Source organism: Amycolatopsis sp. NPDC051045 (genome assembly GCF_040682955.1).
Lineage (GTDB): Bacteria > Actinomycetota > Actinomycetes > Mycobacteriales > Pseudonocardiaceae > Amycolatopsis.
In genome coordinates this window covers 23197-42716 of the sequence record NZ_JBFBCC010000005.1, presented here as the reverse complement: position 1 = coordinate 42716, position 19520 = coordinate 23197, and the positions used below count along the sequence as shown (strand labels likewise).

The 19520-nt window shown below is 75.3% G+C and carries 1 protein-coding gene; it reads right to left on the bottom strand.

The window, feature by feature from the left end:
• Nucleotides 1-14 precede the first annotated feature (14 nt).
• Nucleotides 15-19490 (bottom strand): type I polyketide synthase, encoded by a 19476-nt coding sequence (locus tag AB0M80_RS14310; RefSeq protein ID WP_364563777.1) that lies wholly within the window; start codon nt 19488-19490, stop codon nt 15-17.
• Nucleotides 19491-19520 lie beyond the last annotated feature (30 nt).

The window sequence follows — 19520 nt, the reverse complement described above, 5'->3', positions numbered from 1 at the left end:
GCTCCAGGAGTGGGTCATCGGGAATCGGTACCGTCCAGCGCCAGCCGCACCAGCGCTTCGGCGTCCAGGTCGTCGACGGCGCCGGTGTCGCCGCCGTCGGCCGCGTCCAGCCCGGCCAGCTCCAGCAGCGCCGTCATCAGGCCGGCGTCGCGGAACCGGGCCAGCGGCACGGTGGCCAGCGCCGCCCGGATCCGGGCCTCTTCGGGGTCGGCCGCGGCGCCGGGCCGCAGGACGTCGAGCAGGTGCGCGGCGAGCGCCGCCGGGGTGGGGTGGTCGAACACGACCGTCGCGGGCAGGGCCACGCCGGCCGCCGCCGCCAGGCGGTTGCGGAACTCCACCGAGGTCAGCGAGTCGAAGCCCAGCTCGGTGAACGGCCGGGCCGCGGCGACGGCGTCGGCGCCGCGGTGTCCCAGCGCGACCGCGGCCTCGGTGCGGACCAGGCCCAGCAGCGCCCGCTCGGCCTCCGCCTCGGACAGCCCGGCCAGCTTCTCGCGCAGGTCGTCCGAGGCGGGGACTTCCGCGGCCGCTTCGAGCACCCGCCGCGCTTCCGGCACGCCGAGCAGCAGGGAACTCGGGCGGGCGGAGGTGAACGCGGGCACGAACCGCGTCCAGTCGACGTCGGCCAGGGTGAGCGTGGTCTCGTCCCGGCCGACCGCGCCGGCGAGCGCGCGGACGGCGAGGGCGGGCCGCAGCGGAGTCAGGCCGCGGCGCCGGAGGTAGTCCTCGGCGTCGTGGTCGGCGGCCATCCCGCCGTCCGCCCACGGGCCCCAGGCCAGCGCGGTCGCGGTCCGGCCCGCGGCCCGGCGGCGCCGGGCGAGCGCGTCGAGGTGCGCGTTGGCCGCGCCGTAGGCGGACTGCCCACCGCTGCCCCAGACCCCGGCGATCGAGGAGAACAGCACGAAAGCGTCCAGTTCGGTGTCGCCGAGCAGGGCGTCGAGGTTCTCGGCGCCGGTCACCTTGGCGGCCAGGATGTCCGCGAAGGCCCCGAGGTCCGGGTCGTCCAGGGGCGTCGCTCCCCCGGCTCCGGCCGCGTGGACGACGGCGGTCAGGTCGTCGCCGAGCTCGTCGAGCACCGCGGCGAGCGCGGCGCGGTCGGCGACGTCGCAGGCCACGATCGTCACCTCCGCCCCCGAGCCGGTCAGTTCGGCGAGGAGGTCTTGCGCGCCCGGTGCTTGCGCGCCGCGGCGGCTGGTGAGGACGATCCGCTCGGCGCCCGCCGTGGCCAGCCAGCGCGCGACGTGGGCGCCGAGCGCGCCCGTGCCGCCGGTGACGAGCACCGTGCCGCGCGGCTGCCACGGCCGGCCGGCCGGGGCGCCGGTGACGGGGACGAGCCGCCGGGCGAACCGCCCGTCCGCCCGCACGGCGACCTGGTCCTCTGTCGGGTCCGCCAGCGCCTGGACCAGCAGCTCGCCGGTCCGGACGTCGAATGGTGAGACACGCGGTGCTCCGTCGCCCGGCCCCTCGGGAAATTCTGCGGGCAGGTCGATCAGGCCGCCCCAGCCGTCGGGCCGGTCGAGGGCGGCACTGCGGCCGAGCCCCCAGACCTGGGCCTGGACGGCGTCGGGGGCCGGGTCGGGACGGCCGATCGCCACGGCGCCCCTGGTGACTGTCCACACGGGAATGCCGGGCACGGCCCGGAGCAAGGCGAGCGTCGCCGCCACCCCGGCCGGGACGACCTCCGTTCCCGCGGTGAGGGCCAGCAGGGACAGAACGGCGTCCGCGCCCGGGGCGGCCGCCGCGAGAGTCTCTTCGCTCGGGTCGTCGAGCCGGATGACCGCAACCCCGTGCGCGGTGAGGGCCGCGGCGACCTGGTCGCCCAGGCGCGCTTCCCCGGCCGGGGCGGCCAGCAGCCAGGTGCCCGACGGCGCCGCGCCGGTTTCGCGGGCCGGTTCCCAGGCCACCCGGTACCGCCACCCGTCCACAGCGGACTCTTCGGCGTGTTGCCTTCGCCAGGACGACAACGCGGGAAGCAGGGCGGTCAGGGACGCACGCTGGTCCTCGTCGATCGCCAGTGCGCCGGCCAGCTCACCGACGTCCTCGCGGTCGACCGCCGACCAGAACGCGGTGTCCGCCGCGGGCGCGGGGGCGGCGGCTTCGAGCCAGTAGTGCTCGTGCTGGAAGGCGTAGGTGGGCAGGTTCACGCGCCCGGTGGGACCGAACACGGCGGCCAGGTCGGCGGACGCCCCGTTCGCGAACAACGTCGCCAGCGCGGTCAGCGCGGCCTCGCCGTCGGGCCGGTCGCGGCGCAGCGACGGCACCACCACGGCAGCCCCGGACACACTGTCGCGGGCCATCGAGCTGAGGACGCCGTCCGGACCCAATTCCAGGAAGAACCGCGCGCCTTCGGCTTCGAGTGCCGCGACGCCGTCGGCGAACCGGACGGCCTCCCGCACGTGCCGTACCCAGTAGTCCGCCGTGAACGGCTCCGCGAGAGCACCGCTCACATTCGAGATCACCGGTATCTCCGCCGGGTGGTAGGTGACCTTGTCGGCGGCCGCGCGGAACTCGTCGAGCATCGGGTCCAGGTGCGGCGAGTGGAAGGCGTGGCTGACACTGAGCCGCTTCGTCCGCACGCCCCGCTCCGCGAACTCTGCGGCGACGGCGAGGACTTCGGGTTCGTCGCCGGAGACCACCACCGATGCCGGACCGTTGACGGCGGCGATGGCCACTCGACCACCCAGCAGGGGCAGGACAGCGGACTCGGGCGCGGCGATCGACACCATCGCCCCGCCCTTCGGCAGCGCCTGCATCAGCGCCGCACGGGCCGACACGAGCAGGCACGCGTCTTCGAGGGAGAACACCCCGGCGACGTGCGCCGCCGCGAGCTCCCCGATGGAGTGCCCGGCGACGAAGGCGGGCCGGACGCCCCACGACTCGAAGAGCCGGTACAGCGCGACCTCCACGGCGAACAGCGCGGGCTGGGTGAACCCGGTCTCGTCCAGGCCCGGTGCGTCGCCGAACACGACGTCGCGCACGGGCACGGTGAACTCGGCGCAGATCGCGTCGAACGCCTCCGCGTAGACCGGGTACCGGTCGTACAGCTCGCGGCCCATGCCGGTCCGCTGCGCGCCCTGGCCGGTGAACAGCACCGCGAGCCTGCCGGACGACGCCGTGCCGCGGACGACCCCGGGTGCGGGCTCACCGGCGGCCAGCGCGTGCAGCCCGTCGAGCAGTTCCGCCCGGCTGCCGCCGAGGACGACCGCGCGGTCGTCGAAGCGGGCGCGAGCGAGCAGCGCCCCGGCGATGGCCGTCGGGGAAGCATCGACGGCGGCCAGCTTGCGGGCCTGGGCCCGCAGCGCCGGTTCGCCCTTGGCCGACAGCGCCCAGGCGACCACCGGCGGCTCCGGCGTCACCACCGGCGCCGGTGCCGGTTCGGCGGGGAGTTCGAGGATGGCGTGGGCGTTGGTGCCGGAGATGCCGAACGCCGACACCCCGGCCCGGCGCGGGCGGCCGGTGGCGGGCCACGGCCGCTGCTCGGTGAGCAGCTCGACCGCCCCCGACGCCCAGTCCACCCGGGTCGACGGCGTGTCCACGTGCAGGGTCTTCGGCAGCACGCCGTGACGCATGGCCATGACCATCTTGATCACCCCGGCCACGCCCGCGGCCGACTGGGTGTGCCCGAGGTTGGACTTCAGCGACCCCAGCCACAGGGGCTCGTCGCGATCTTGGCCGTAGGTCGCCAGCACCGCCTGCGCCTCGATCGGATCACCCAGGGTCGTCCCGGTGCCGTGCGCCTCGACCACGTCCACATCGGACGGTGCCAGGCCCGCGTTCGCCAGCGCCGCGCGGATCACCCGCTGCTGGGAGGGACCGTTCGGCGCGGTCAGGCCGTTCGACGCGCCATCGGAGTTGACCGCCGAGCCGCGCAGGAGTGCCAGCACCTCGTGGCCGTTGCGCCGCGCGTCGGAGAGCCGCTCCAGGACGACCAGGCCGGCGCCTTCGCTCCAGCCGGTGCCGTCGGCGGCGTCGGCGAAGGCCTTGCACCGGCCGTCCGCGGACAGCCCGCGCTGCCGGCTGAACTCGACGAAGATGTCCGGCGTGCCGAGGACCGCCACCCCGCCCGCGAGCGCCAGGTCGCATTCGCCCTGGCGGAGCGCCTGCCCGGCCAGGTGCAGCGCGACCAGCGACGACGAGCAGGCGGTGTCCACGGTGACCGCGGAACCTTCCAGGCCCAGGTGATAGGCGACCCGGCCGGACAGCACGCTGCCCGCGTTGCCGGTGAGCAGGTGCCCCTCGACGCCGTCCGCGGCCGGTGCGCGGCCCGCGGCGTACCCGGAGTGGGCCGCGCCGACGAACACGCCGGTGTTGCTGCCGCGCAGCGTGCCCGGGTCGATGCCCGCCCGTTCGAAGGCCTCCCACGAGACTTCCAGGAGCAGCCGCTGCTGCGGGTCCATGGCCAGGGCTTCGCGCGGGGAGATCCCGAAGAACGCCGCGTCGAAGCGGGCGGCGCCGGGCAGGAAGCCGCCCCCGGTCGCGTAGAAGGTGCCCGGGTGCGCCGGATCCGGGTGGTAGAGCTCGTCGACGGGCCAGCCGCGGTCGGCCGGGAACCCGCCGATGGCGTCGCGGCCCTCGGCGACCAGCCGCCACAGGGCGTCGGCCGAATCGACGTCGCCCGGGAAGCGGCAGCTCATCGCGACGATGGCGATCGGGTCGTCGCCGGCGGCCCGTGGCGCCGGGACGACCGCGGCGGCCGCGGGTGCCGTCCCGGCCAGGTCGCCGTAGAGGAACCCGGCCAGCGCCTCCGGGTTCGGGTAGTCGAAGACAAGTGTCGCGGGCAGCGCGCGGCCGGTCGCGGTGGCGAGCCGGTTGCGCAGTTCCACCGCGGTCAGCGAGTCGAACCCGGTGTCCTTGAACGCCCGCCCGGGCTCGACGGCGTCGGGGCTCGCGTGCCCCAGCACCGCCGCGACGTGCTTGCGGACCAGGTCCAGCAGCTTTCCGCGAGCTTCTTCGGGGTCGAGGCCGGCCCACCCGTCCTCGGCGACGGCGGCCCGCGCGACCCGGCGGACCGGCGTGCGCACCAGCCCGCGCCACAGCGGGGCGAGGTCGTCCGCCGTGCGCAGGGCGGCGAGGTCCAGGCGCAGCGGCACGGCGACCGGCCGGCCGAGCCCGATGGCGGCGTCCAGCGCGACCAAGGCGTCCTCTGTGGACAGCGGGCGGATCCCGGCCCGTTCGATGCGGCCGCGGTCGCGCTCGCCGAGCTTGCCGGTCATCGCGCTGCCGAGCGCCCACTGGCCCCAGGCGAGGGAAACCGCGGGCAGGCCACGGGACCGCCGTCGCGCGGCGAGCGCGTCCAGTGCGCTGTTCGCCGCGGCGTACCCGCTTTGCCCGGCCGCGCCGACGATGCCGGCGACCGAGGAGAACAGGACGAACCAGGCCAGGTCGTGGTCCCGGGTAAGCCTGTCGAGCGCCGACGCGCCGTCCACTTTGGCGCGAAGCACCGAGGCCACCCGGGCCGGTGTCTGCGCTTCGAGCACGCCGTCGTCGAGGATCCCGGCGGCGTGCACCACCCCGATCAGCGGCGGCCCGGCGGGGATCTCCCGCAGCACGTCCGCCGCGCAGCCGGGCTCGGCCACGTCGCCGGCGACCACGATCGCCTCGACGCCGAGCGCGGTCAGTTCTTCGCGCAGCCCGGCGGCACCGGGTGCGTCCGGGCCCCGCCTGCTCACCAGCACCAGCCGCCGGACGCCCGGGCGGCGGGCCAGGTGCCGGGCCACCGCGGCGCCGAGCGTGCCGGTGCCGCCGGTGACGAGGACGGTGCCCACCGGTTCCGGGCGCGGCAGCGTGAGCACGTTCTTGCCGACGTGCTTGGCCTGGCTGACGAACCGGAAGGCCTCGGCCGCGCGGCCGAGTTCCCAGGCGCGCAGCGGCAACGGCGTCAGCTCGCCGCGGCCGAAAGCGGCCAGCAGGTCGGCGAGGATGGCCGCGATCCGGTCCGGGCCGGGGTCACCGAGGTCGAAGGTGTGGTAGCCGGGGCCCTCGCGGACGTCGGTCTTGCCCAGCTCGACGAACCGGCCGCCGGGGGCGAGCAGCTCCAGCGAGGCGTCGATGAACGGGCCGGTCAGGGAGTTCAGGACGACGTCGACGCTCCCGAACTTGTCCCGGAAGTCCAGGGTGCGCGAGCTCGCCAGGTGCGCGTCGTCGAGGCCGAGTTCGCGCAGCACCGCGTGCTTGCTCTCGCTCGCCGTCGCGAACACCTCGGCCCCCTTCCAGCGGGCCAGCTGCACGGCGGCCATCCCGACCCCGCCGGCGGCCGCGTGGACGAGCACGGACTGCCCGGCGCTCAGCCCGCCGAGGTCGAAGAGGCCGTAGTAGGCGGTCACGAAGGCGACCGGGACGGTCGCCGCCTCGGCGAACGTCCATCCGGCGGGGATCGGCGCCAGCCGGTGGGCGTCGGCGACGGCCCGCGGGCCGAAGGCGTCGTCGACCAGGCCGAACACGCGGTCCCCGACGGCGAGGTTGCTGACACCTCGGCCGGCCTCGACGACCACGCCCGCCGCTTCGGACCCGAGGCGCGCCTCGGGATCCGGGTACATGCCGAGGGAGATGAGCACGTCGCGGAAGTTGAGCCCGGCCGCGCGCACCTCGATGCGGACGTCGCGTTCGCCCAGCGGCGCTTCGGCCGCTTCGGTCAGCGCCAGGCCGTCGGTGGTGCCGGTGCCGGTGGTGACCAGCCGCCACGAGCCCGCGGCGGGCGGCTTCAGCGGCATTCCGGTCGCGCGGACCAGTCTTGGCGCCGAGGCGATGCCTTCGCGCAAGGCAAGCTGCGGCTCCCCAAAAGCGTCCACAGTAGACAGCAGGTCCAGTGACCGCGGGTCGTCGTCGACGTCGACCAGGAGGAACCGGCCGGGGTGTTCCGTCTGCGCGGACCGCACCAGGCCCCCGGCGGCCGCGGCCGCGAGGTCGCCGTCAGCCGCACCGCGGGTGACGAAGACGAGCCGGCCCGGGCGCTCCCCGGCGAGCCAGGACTGCAGCAGTTCCAGGACCTGGCCGGTGGTTCGCTGCACGGCTTCGGGGTCATCGCCGCCGGTGACCGATTCGAAGACGAGGTCCGTGCTGGACGCCGCGGGGTCGGCGGTGACCGGCGTCCAGACCTGTTCGAACAGCGTGTCCGGGATGGTGTCCGGCGCCGCGACCGGCCGCAGCAGCAGCGAGCCGACGGTGACGACCGGGGCACCGGTGGCGTCCCACGCGGTGAGCGCGACGGCGTTCTCCCCCGCCGGGGACAGCCGGACCCGCAGCTCGGTGGCCCCGGTGGCGTGCACCGCGACCCGGGTGAAGGAGAAGGGGACGCGGGCCGAACCGTCGTCGGGAGTGACGATGCCGAGGCCCAGCGGATGCAGGGCGGCGTCGAGCAGGGCCGGGTGCAGCGCGAACCCGGCGGCGTCGAACGGCTCCGGCAGCGCCACTTCGGCGAACACCTCGGTGCCGTCCCGCCAGACGCGGGTGAGGCCGCCGAAGGCGTCCCCGTAGGCGAAGCCCATCGCGGCGAGCCGCGGGTACAGAGCGGTGATGTCGACCGGTTCGGCCCCCGGCGGCGGCCACTCGGCGGCACTTTCCCGTGAAAGTGCCGCACGGCTGACACTGCCGGTGGCGTGCCGGGTCCAGTCGGCGTCGGAACCGGCGGGGCGGGAGGACACCGTGATCGGGCGGCGGCCGTCCGGGCCCGCGGGGCCGGCCGAGACCTGGACGGTGACCGCGCCGCGAGCGGGCAGGACCAGCGGCGCGGCGAAGGTCAGCTCGTCGACGACGGCGCAGCCGGTCTGGTCGCCGGCCTGCACGACCAGTTCGAGCAGCGCGGTGCCGGGCAGCAGGACGGTGCCGGACAGCGCGTGCCCGGCCAGCCACGGGTGCGTCTCCAGCGACAGCCGTCCGCTGAGGACGGTGCCCTCGTCGCCGGCCAGCTCGACCGCCGCGCCGAGCAGCGGGTGTTCGAGCGCGCCCACGCCGACCGCGCCGAGGTCGCCGCGGGCCGCCACCGGGCGCGGCCAGTAGCGTTCGCGCTGGAACGGGTAGGTCGGCAGGGCGATCCGGCGGCCCCCGGGGAAGAAGGCGGCCCAGTCGACGTCGACGCCGTGGACGTGAACGGTGCTCAATGCCGTGAGCAGTGCTCTCTCGTCGTCGCGGTCACGGCGCAGGGCGGGGACGGCGGTGCCGTCGACCAGCGCGCTGAGGACCCCGTCGGGGCCCAGTTCGAGGAAGATCCCGACGCCGGCGGCCCGCAGGGTCGAGACACCGTCGGCGAACCGGACGGCCTCCCGGACGTGCCGGACCCAGTAATCCGCCGTGAACGGCTCGGCGAGAGCACCGCTCACATTCGAGATCACCGGAATTTCGGCGGGGTGGTGCGTCAGCGTTTCGGCGACCGCGCGGAACTCCGCCAGCATCGGGTCCATCAGCGGCGAGTGGAACGCGTGGCTCACGGTGAGCCGCTTGGTCTTGACGCCGTCCGCGGCAAAGCCGGCGGCAATGTCCAGCACCACGGCTTCGACCCCGGAGAGCACCACCGATGACGGGCCGTTGACCGCCGCGACGGACACGCCGTCACAACCGTCCACCACGGACAGTACGTCGGCCTCGGAGGCGGCGATCGACACCATCGCCCCACCGGCGGGCAGTGCCTGCATCAGCGAAGCACGGGCCGCGACCAGGCGGCAGGCATCCTCGAGCGAGAGCACCCCGGCGACGTGGGCGGCCGAGATTTCGCCGATCGAGTGCCCGGCCACGAAATCCGGACGGACGCCGAACGACTCGGCCAGCCGGAACAACGCGACCTCGACCGCGAACAGCGCGGGCTGGGTGAATTCCGTCCGGTCGAGCAGCTCAGGGTCACCGAAGGCTTCGCGCAGCTGCGGACCGAAGTGCGCAAGCACGGCATCGAACGCTTCGGCATAGACCGCGAACCGGTCGTGGAGACCGCGGCCCATGCCGGCCCGCTGCGCACCCTGGCCGGTGAACAGCACGGCCAGCAACGCATCCGGGTCGGCGGTGCCGGTGATGACGTCGGAGCCGAGCAGCACGGCACGGTGGTCGAGCCGGGCCCGGGTGGTGGCCAGCGAGAAGCCGAGGTCCACCGGGTTCGCGTCCAGTTCGCGAACCTGGGCGGTCAACGCGGTGAGGGCCGCTTCGTCGTGGGCGGAGAGCACCCACGGCAGCAGCGCGTCCGTCGGCTCGGGTTCGGGTTGCGGCGAGCCGGCCGGTGCCTGTTCCAGGATCGTGTGCACGTTGGTGCCGCTGACGCCGAACGCCGAGACCGCGGCCCGGCGCGGCCGGTCGCGCTCCGGCCAGCCGCGGGCTTCGGTGAGCAGCTCGACCGCCCCGGCCGACCAGTCCACCTGGGCCGACGGCGCGTCGACGTGCAGCGTGCGCGGCAGGACGCCGTGGCGCAGGGCCTCGACCGTCTTGATCACCCCGGCCATCCCGGCCGCGGCTTGCGTGTGCCCCAGGTTGGACTTGACCGACCCGAGCCACAGCGGCTCGTCGCGGTCCTGGCCGTAGGTGGCCAGCAGCGCCTGCGCTTCGATCGGGTCACCCAGCCGGGTCCCCGTGCCGTGCGCCTCGACAGCGTCCACATCGGACGTCGTCAGGCCCGCGTTGGCCAGCGCGGCCCGGATCACCCGCTGCTGCGACGGACCGTTCGGCGCACTCAAGCCGTTGGACGCACCATCCTGGTTCACCGCCGAACCCCGGACCACGGCGAGCACCGAGTGGCCGTTGCGCTGAGCGTCCGACAACCGCTCCAGCAAGACCAGGCCGACACCCTCGCCCCAGCCGGTGCCGTCCGCCGCGTCGGCGAACGCTTTGCAGCGGCCGTCCCCGGCCAGCCCGCGCTGGCGGGCGAACTCCAGGAACGCCATCGGCTTGGCCATGATCGCCACGCCGCCGGCCAGCGCCAGCGAGCACTCGCCCTGCCGCAGCGACTGCGCGGCCAGGTGCATCGCGACCAGGGCCGACGAGCACGCGGTGTCGACGGTGACCGCCGGGCCCTCCAGCCCGAAGGTGTAGGACAGCCGCCCGGACATCACGCTGGGTGCCTCGCCGGTGAGCAGGTACCCCTCCGAACCGGACGGTCCCTGTTCGAGGTTCGCGCCGTAGCCGGAGCTGCTGGCCCCGACGAAGACGCCGGTCCGGCTGCCGCGCAGGGTGGCGGGATCGAGCCCGGCCCGCTCGAACACCTCCCACGACGTCTCCAGCAGCACCCGCTGCTGCGGGTCCATCGCCAAGGCCTCCCGCGGGGAGATGCCGAAGAAGCCCGCGTCGAACTCGGCCGCGCCGGCCACGAACCCGCCGACCTCGGCGAATTCCGCATCGCCGAACGACGCCAGGTCCCAGCCGCGGTCGGCGGGGAACTCCGTCAGCGCGTCCACGCCGTCGGCGACCAGCCGCCAGAGGTCTTCCGGCGAGCGCACGCCACCGGGGAACCGGCAGCCCATGGCCACGATCGCGATCGGCTCGTCGGTGGCCGCGGCCGAGGTGACCACCGCGGTTCCGGTCCGGCCCAGCAGCAGCCGGTGCAGCTCGTCGGCGAGCGCGGCCGGGGTCGGGTGGTCGAACACCAGCGTCGCGGGCAGCGTGAGCCCGGTCGCCGCGTTGATCCGGTTGCGGACCTCGACCGCGGTCAGCGAGTCGAAGCCGAGTTCCCGGAACGCCCGCCCGGCCGGAACCGCCGTGGCCGAATCGTGCCCGAGGACCGCCGCGGCCTGGCTGCGCACGAGGTCCAGCAGCAGCCGCCGCGCCTCCGCTTCGCCCAGTTCCGCGACCCGGCGGGCGAGCGCCGGACGTGCCGGCTCCGGCTCTTCGGAGGCTTCGAGGAGGGCCTGGACTTCGGGGAGGTCTTCGATCAGCGGACGCCGCCGGGACAGCGTGAAGCCGGGTGCGAACCGGGCCCAGTCGACGTCGGCGACGGCCAAGAAGACGTCACCGGCGTCGAGGGCCTGGCAGAGCGCCTCCACCGCGGCTTCCGGGGCCATCTCGCGCAACCCGCGGCGGCGCAGCTGGTCCTCCAGCTCGACGTCGCCCGCCATGCCGCCGCCGCCCCAGAAACCCCAGGCCACCGAGGTCGCGGCGGCCCCGCGGGCCCGCCGCTGCTCGGCGAGGGCGTCGAGGTAGGCGTTGCCCGCGCCGTACGCTCCTTGGCCGCCGCTGCCCCAGACACCGGCGTTCGAGGAGAAGAGCACGAAGGCGTCGAGGTCGTCGCCGAGCAGTTCGTCGAGGTGGCGGGCGCCCGCGACCTTGCCGCCGATCACGGCGGCGAACTCGGCCGGGGTGGTGGTCAGCACCGGGGTGGCCTGCGGCAGCCCGGCGGCGTGCACGACCGCGCGCACCGGCTCGTCGAGCTCCGCCAGCAGCGCGGCCAGCGCGTCGCGGTCGGCGACGTCGCACGCGGCGATCGTCACCCGCGTCCCGAGCGCTTCCAGTTCGGCGGCCAGTTCGGCCGCACCCGGAGCGTCCGGGCCACGGCGGCTGGTCAGCACCAGGTGCGCGGCGCCGTCGGCGGCGAGGCGGCGGGCGACGTGCCCGCCCAGCGCGCCGGTGCCGCCGGTCACCAGCACCGTGCCGCGCGGCTTCCACCGCTGCGCGGCCGGGGTGAAGGGCGCGCGGACCAGGCGGCGGGCCAGCAGCCCGGACGGCCGGATCGCGAGCTGGTCCTCGGCGTCCACTCCGGACAGTGCGGCGGCGAGCGCGGCCGCGGTCGTGGTGGCCGGCTCGGCGGGCAGGTCGAGCAGCCCACCCCAGATCGCGGGCAGTTCGAGACCGATCACCCGGCCGAGGCCCCACGTCATCGCCTGCGCGGGACGGATGTCGCCGGCGACGACCGCGCCGCGGGTGAGCAGCCACAACGGCGTCTCGACACCGCTCTCGGCCATGGCCTGCGCCAGCGCGAGGTTCGCGGTGGCCCCGGCGGGGAGGAAGTCCGCCTCCGGATCGGCGCGTTCGTCGAGCGCGAGCAGCGACACGACACCGGCGTAACCGTGCAGGTCCGCGAAGTCCGTCGTCACGACCGGCTCGGCGCCGTGAGCGGCGAGTGCGCCGGGGACGCCGGCGTCGTCGTGCCCGGGCGGGACGACGACCAGCCAGCGGCCGGACAGCTCCGGCGCGTCCGGCGTGCTCACGGGCTTCCACTCGATGCGGTAGCGCCAGGAGTCCACTTCGGACGCGGCGCGAGCACGCTCGCGCCAGCGGGTCAGCGCGGGCAGGACCTCGGCCAAGGTGCTGCCGGGTTCGACGTCGAGGGTGCCGGCGACGGCCGCCAGGTCGAGGCCGTCCACGGCGGCCCAGAACGCGGCGTCCACCGGGTCGGCGGCCGTCTGCGTCGTGGTGCCCGCGTCGAGCCAGTAGCGGCGGCGCTGGAAGGCGTAGGTGGGCAGCTCGACGCGGCGGGCGCCGGGGAACGCGGGCGTCCAGTCCACCGGGACCCCGCGCACGTGCGCCTCGCCGAGCGCACGGAGGAACCGCTCGTACCCGCCGTCGTCGCGACGCAGGGAACCGAGCGCTTCGACACCGTCGGTCTCGCCGATCGCCATGGTCAGCACCGGGTGCGGCGAGGACTCGACGAACGTGCCGAACCCTTCCGCGGCGAGGGTGCGGACCGCGACGTCGAGCCGGACGGTCTCGCGGAGGTTGGTGTACCAGTACCCGGCGTCGAGCTCGGCGCCGTCGAGCCGGCTTCCGGTGACGGTGGAGAAGAACGGGATGTCGCCGGTCCGCGGCCGGATCGGAGCCAGGACGTCGAGGAGTTCGGCCCGCAACTGTTCGACCTGCGGCGAATGGGACGCGTAGTCGACGGGGATCCGCTTGGCGCGGACGCCGTCCGCCTCGCACGCGGCGAGGAGGGCGTCCAGCGCGCCGGGCTCGCCCGAGACGACGACGGCGGCCGGGCCGTTGACGGCGGCGATCGACAGCCCGCCGGTCAGCCGCGCCTCGACCGCTTCCAGGGGTGCCGCGACCGACACCATGCCCCCGCCGCCGGCCAGGGCCAGGATCGCCTTGCTGCGCAGCGCGACGACCCGGGCGCCGTCCTCGATGGACAACGCGCCCGACACGACCGCGGCCGCGATCTCGCCCTGCGAGTGGCCGACCACCGCGGCCGGGACCACGCCGAAGGACCGCCACAGCTCCGCCAGCGACACCATCACGGCCCACAACGCGGGCTGCACGACATCGACCCGGGTCAGCGCGCCGGCGTCGGCCAGGACGTCCCGCAGCGACCAGTCCACAAAGGAGTCCAAGGCCGCCGCGCACTCGTCGAGCCGCACGGCGAACACCGGCGACGACTCCGCCAGTTCGAGGGCCATGCCCGCCCACTGCGAGCCCTGGCCGGGGAACACCAGCGCGGTCCGGCCCGGAGCCGCCGTCCCGGTGACCACGTTCGGCGCCGGAAGGTCCTCGGCCAGCGCGGACAGCCCGGCCAGCAGCGCGTCCCGGCCGGCGCCGGTGACGACCGCGCGGTGCGGGAAGGCGGTCCGGGAAGTCGCCAGCGAGAACGCGATGTCGGCCGGGTGGTGCCCGGCGGCCCGCTGCTGGAGGGCGACGGCCTGCGCCCGCAACGCCTCGGGCGTCTTCGCGGACAGCACCCACGGCACGACCGAGGGTTCGGGCGTGGGCCCGGCGCCGGTGACGTCGCCCTGCTCGAGGATGACGTGGGCGTTCGTGCCGGAGATGCCGAACGACGAGATCGCGGCCCGCCGCGGCCGCGGCCGCTCCCACGGACGCGGCTCGTCGAGCAGCCGCACGGCGCCGCTCTCCCAGTCCACGTGGGACGACGGCGTCTCGGCGTGCAGCGTCCGCGGCAGCACGCCGTGCCGCAGCGCCTGCACCGTCTTGATCACCCCGGCGACCCCGGCGGCGGCCTGGGTGTGGCCGATGTTCGACTTGAGCGAGCCGAGCCACAGCGGCTCGTCGCGGTCCTGGCCGTAGGTCGCGAGCAGCGCCTGCGCCTCGATCGGGTCACCCAGCGCCGTGCCGGTGCCGTGCGCTTCGACCAGATCGACGTCCGATGTGGACAGTCCCGCATCGGCGAGGGCGGCGCGGATGACGCGCTGCTGGGCCGGCCCGCTGGGCGCGCTGAGCCCGTTGGACGCACCGTCCTGGTTCAGCGCACTGCCGCGCAGCACGGCGAGCACCGGGTGGCCGAGCCGCCGCGCGTCGGACAGCCGCTCGACGAGCACCAGACCCGCGCCTTCGGCCATGCCCATGCCGTCGGCGCCGGCCCCGAACGCCTTGCAGCGCCCGTCCGCGGCCAGCCCGCGCTGGCGGCTGAAGGCGGTGAACGACGCCGGCGTCACCATCACCGCGACACCGCCCGCGAGCGCGAGGGAGCACTCGCCGCGACGCAGGGCCTGTGCGGCCAGGTGCAGCGCCACCAGCGACGAGGAGCAGGCGGCGTCGATGGTGATCGCCGGTCCCTCCAGCCCGAGCGTGTAGGCGATCCGGCCGGACAGCACGCTCGACACGCTGCCGGTGAGCAGGTGCCCTTCGAGGCCGTCCGGGATCTCCCGCATCCGGGCGTGGTAGTCCTGGTAGTTGGCGCCGACGAAGACGCCCGCGGGTTCGCCGCGCAGCGTGGCCGGGTCGATTCCGGCGTGCTCGACGGTTTCCCACGCGATCTCCAGCAGCAGCCGCTGCTGCGGGTCCATGGCCAGGGCCTCGCGCGGCGAGATGCCGAAGAAGCCGGCGTCGAACTCGGCGACGTCGTGGAGGAAGCCGCCTTCGCGGACCGTCGAGGTGCCCTGCTCGTCGGTGTCGCTGCCGCCGAACAGCTTCGCCAGGTCCCAGCCCCGGTCGGTGGGAAACCCGGAGATGGCGTCGCGGCCTTCGGCGACGAGGGTCCACAGGTCGTCCGCGGACCGCACGCCGCCGGGGTAGCGGCAGCCCATGCCGATGACGGCGATCGGGTCGTCGGCGGCCGCGACCCGGGTGACGGTGGCCGGCCCGGTCCGCGTGCCGAGGGCCGCGTCCTTCAGGTGCGCGGCCAGCCGCAGCGGGGTCGGGTGGTCGAAGACCAGGGTCGCGGGCAGCCGCAGGCCGGTCGCGGCGGCGATCCGGTTGCGGACGTCCAGCGCGGTCAGCGAGTCGAAGCCGAGGTCGGTGAACGGCCGGTCCGGTTCGACGGCGTCGCCGCTCGCGTGCCCGAGCACCGCGGCGGCCTGGGCGCGCACCAGCTCCAGCAGCACCCGGCCGGCTTCGCCGGCGGAAAGCCCGGCGAGCTGCGCCGCCAGCGGGGTCGTCTCCACGGCCGGCGCTTTCGTCGCTTCGCGCAACCGCCGGACCGGGGGCAGGTCGTCGAACAGGGGCCGGGCGCGGCCGGCGGTGAACACCGGCATGAACCGGGCCCAGTCGACGTCGGCGAGCACGACGAACGTCTCGTCGTGGCCGAGGGTCTCGTGCAGCGCGGTGATCGCCGTGGCCGGGTCCATCAGCGGCAGTCCGCGCCGGGCCAGCTGACCGGAATCGACGCCCTCGGACATCCCGCCCCGGCCCTCGATGTCCGTCGGCGCCCAGACCCCCCAGGCGATCGACGTCGCGGTCGCGCCGCGGGCCCGGCGCTGCTCGGCCAGGGTGTCGAGGAAGGTGTTGGCGGCGGAGTAGGCCGCGTGGTCGCCGCTGCCCCAGACCCCGGCGATCGAGGAGAACAGCACGAACGCGTCGAGGTCGTCGCCGAGCAGGGCGTCGAGGTGCCGGGCGCCCGCCACCTTGGCCCGGACGACCTCGGCGAACCCCGGCAGCGTCGTCTCGGTCACCGGCAGCAGCTCGACCGTGCCGGCCGCGTGGAAGACCGCGCGGACCGGCTCTCCGAGGTCCGCCAGCAGCGCGGCGAGGGCGTCGCGGTCGGCGACGTCGCAGCGCGCGAGGGTGACGCGGGTGCCGAGCGCTTCCAGTTCGGCGGCCAGTTCGGCGGCGCCGGGCGCGTCCGGTCCGCGGCGGCCGGTCAGCACGAGGTGCGTGGCGCCTTCGGCCGCGAGCCAGCGGGCGACGTGCGTGCCGAGGGCGCCGGTGCCGCCGGTGACGAGCACCGTGCCCTCGGGCCGCCAGTGCCGCGGCGCTTCTCCCCGGCCGGCAGCGAGCAGCCGCCGGACGCGCAGACCGCCCGGCCGCACGGCGACCTGGTCCTCGTCACCGCGGGCGGCGAGGATCCGGCCCAGCTGGTCGAGTTCGGCCGGGCCGGGCTCGGCGGTGAGGTCGACGAGGCCGCCCCAGCGGTCGGCGTGTTCCAGCGCGAGGACGCGGCCGAGGCCCCAGAGCAGGGACTGCTCGAGGCCGGGCAGTGCGTCGGCGGGCCCGGTGCGGACCGCGCCGCGGGTCAGGACCCACAGCGGGGCGGTGACGCCGGCGTCACCCAGCGCCTGGGCCAGGACGAGCGTCAGGATCAGCCCGGCCGGGCTGTCCGGGAACTCCGGGTGCGGCCGTTCGTCGGCGGCGAGCAACGACACCACGCCGTCGAACGGCCCGGTCAGGCGCTCGGCGAGCCCGGCCCGGTCGGTGCCGGGGGTGAGGGTCGAGGTGACGACGTCGGCGGTGCGAGCGAGGGCGTCCACGACGTCCTGGCCGGTGCCGTCCTCGCCGCGCACGACCAGCCAGCGCCCGGACGGCGTGGCGGCGGGCAGGTCGGCGGGCTTCCAGGTGATCCCGTACCGCCAGGAGTCCACAGTGGACTCGATCTGGCGGCGCCGTCGCCACTGGGCCAGCGCCGGGAGGACCTCGTCCAGCGGCGCGTCGACGGCCACCCCGAGTGCGCCGGCGAAGCCGGCCGGGTCGTCGCGGTCCACGACGTCCCAGAACCGCGCGTCGGCGGGCGCGGCCTCGCCGCCGTGCCCGTCCTCGGTGCGCAGCCAGAAGCTGTCCCGCTGGAAGGCGTAGGTGGGCAGGTCCACGCGGCTCGCGCCGGGGAACGCCGGGGTCCACCCGACCTCGACGCCGGCGCAGTGCGCCTCGCCCAAGGCCAGCTGGAACCGGGCGAGGCCGCCGTCGCCGCGGCGCAGGGTGCCCAGCGCGGTCGCCGTCTCGCCGATGGCCATGGTCAGCACCGGGTGCGGTGACGCCTCGATGAAGGTGCCGAACCCGCGCTCGGTCAGCGCCCGCACGGCGTCGTCGAGCAGCACGGTGCCGCGGAGGTTGGTGTACCAGTACCCGGCGTCCAGTTCGGCGCCGTCGGCCCAGTCGCCGGTCACGGTCGAGAAGAACCCGGTCTCGGCGGTTCGCGGGGCGATCGGGGCGAGCACGGTCAGCAGTTCGTCGCGGATCTCTTCGACCTGCGCGGAGTGCGACGCGTAGTCCACCGGGATCCGCTTGGCGCGGACGCCGTCGGCTTCGCACGACGCGATCAACGCGTCGAGAGCGCCTCGGTCACCCGAGACCACCACCGCGGCCGGGCCGTTCACCGCCGCGATCGACAGCCCTTCGGTCAGCCGCGCTTCGACGGTCTCCAGGGAAGCGGCCACCGAAACCATGCCACCGCGTCCGGCCAGGGCGAGGATCGCCTTGCTCCGCAAGGCCACCACCCGGGCGCCGTCCTCGAGCGACAACGCGCCCGCCACCACCGCGGCCGCGATCTCCCCCTGCGAATGCCCCACCACCGCATCGGGCACGACACCGTACGAGCGCCACAGCTGGGCCAGCGACACCATCACGGCGAACAGCGCGGGCTGGACCACGTCGACCCGCGCCAGCGCCTCGGCGTCGGCGAGGACTTCGCGCAACGACCAGTCCACAAAGGACGCGAGCGCCGCCGCGCACTCGTCGAGCCGGGCCGCGAAGACCGGCGACGACTCGGCCAGTTCCAGGGCCATCCCGGCCCACTGCGAACCCTGGCCGGGAAACACCAGCGCGACCTTGCCCGGCTTCCCGGCGATCCCGGACACCACGGAGTCGTCCGGCGTGCCCGCGGCGACGGCGGCGAGCCCGCGCAGCAGTTCCGCACGGTCCCGGCCGACCACGACGGCGCGGTGCTCGAACCGCGCCCGCGTCACGGCCAGCGAGTACCCGACCTCGGGCAGCCCCAGCCCGTCCACACCGGACACGAGCGTCGCGGCCTGTGCGCGCAGCGCTTCCGCCGTGCGGCCCGAGACGACCCAGGGAACGACGCCGGGCACGGGAGCAGGCTCCGCGGGTTCGGCGGGCGGCGCGGCTTCGAGGATGGCGTGCGCGTTCGTGCCGCTGATCCCGAAGGACGAGACGGCCGCGCGCCGCGGGTGGTCGCGTTCGGGCCACTCGACGTCGCCGTCCAGCAACCGCAGCGTGCCCGCCGACCAGTCCACTTCGGACGTCGGACGCCCGGCGTGCTTCGACGCGGGCAGCGTCGCGTGCTGCAGCGCCAGCACCGCCTTCAGCACCCCGGCGACGCCCGCGGCGGCCTGCGTGTGCCCGATGTTCGACTTCACCGAGCCCAGCCACAGCGGCCGTTCCGGCGACCGGCCGCGCCCGTAGGTCTCCAGCAGCGCCTGCGCTTCGATCGGGTCGCCGAGCGGGGTGCCGGTGCCGTGCGCCTCCATCAGGTCGACCTGGCTCGCCGCCACGCGCGCGTTGGCGAGCGCGTCGAGGATCACCCGTTCCTGCGACGGCCCGTTCGGGGCGCTCAGCCCGTTCGACGCGCCGTCGGAGTTGACCGCCGAGCCGCGCACGACCGCGAGCACCGGGTGGCCGTTGCGCTGGGCGTCGGACAGCCGTTCCAGCACCAGCATCCCGGCGCCCTCGGCGGCGCCGAAGCCGTCGGCGTCCGCGGAGAACGGCTTGCAGCGGCCGTCCGGTGAAAGGGCCCGCTGCCGGCTGAGCTCGATGAGGATGCCCGGGGTCGCCATCACCGTCACCCCGCCGGCCAGCGCCAGCGTGCACTCGTCGCGGCGCAGCGCCTGCACCGCCCAGTGCAGTGCCACCAGCGAGGACGAGCAGGCGGTGTCGACGGTGACCGCTGGACCTTCCAGGCCCAGGACGTAGGCGATGCGGCCGGAGGCGACGCTGGTGATCGTGCCGGTGAGCAGGTGCCCCTCGACCGATTCGGGGACCTTGTGCGAGCTCGGCGCGTAGTTCTGCTGCATGGCCCCGACGAACACGCCGGTGCGGCTCGACCGCAGCGTCCGCGGGTCGATGCCGCCGCGTTCGAGGGCCTCCCACGACGTCTCCAGCAGGAGCCGCTGCTGGGGGTCCATCGCGAGCGCCTCGCGCGGCGAGATGCCGAAGAAGCCGGCGTCGAACCGGTCGGCGTCGTGCAGGAACGCGCCGCCGCGCATGGAGAACGTGCCGGGCCGCGACGGGTCGGGGTCGTACAGCGAGGCCCAGTCCCGGTTGGCGGGCAGGTCCCCGATGACGTCACCGCCCTCGGACACCAGGCGCCACAACGCTTCCGGCGTCTCGATCCCACCCGGGAAGCGGCAGCCCATGCCGACGATCGCGATCGGCTCGGTGTTCCGCGCCTCGAAGTCCCGCAACCGCTGCTTGGCCTGGCGCAGGTCCGCCGCGGCCAGCTTCAGGTAGTCGCGGAGCTTGTCCTCGTTCGCCATGTGCCGTCAACTCCGTGCCTTGTACGCCGA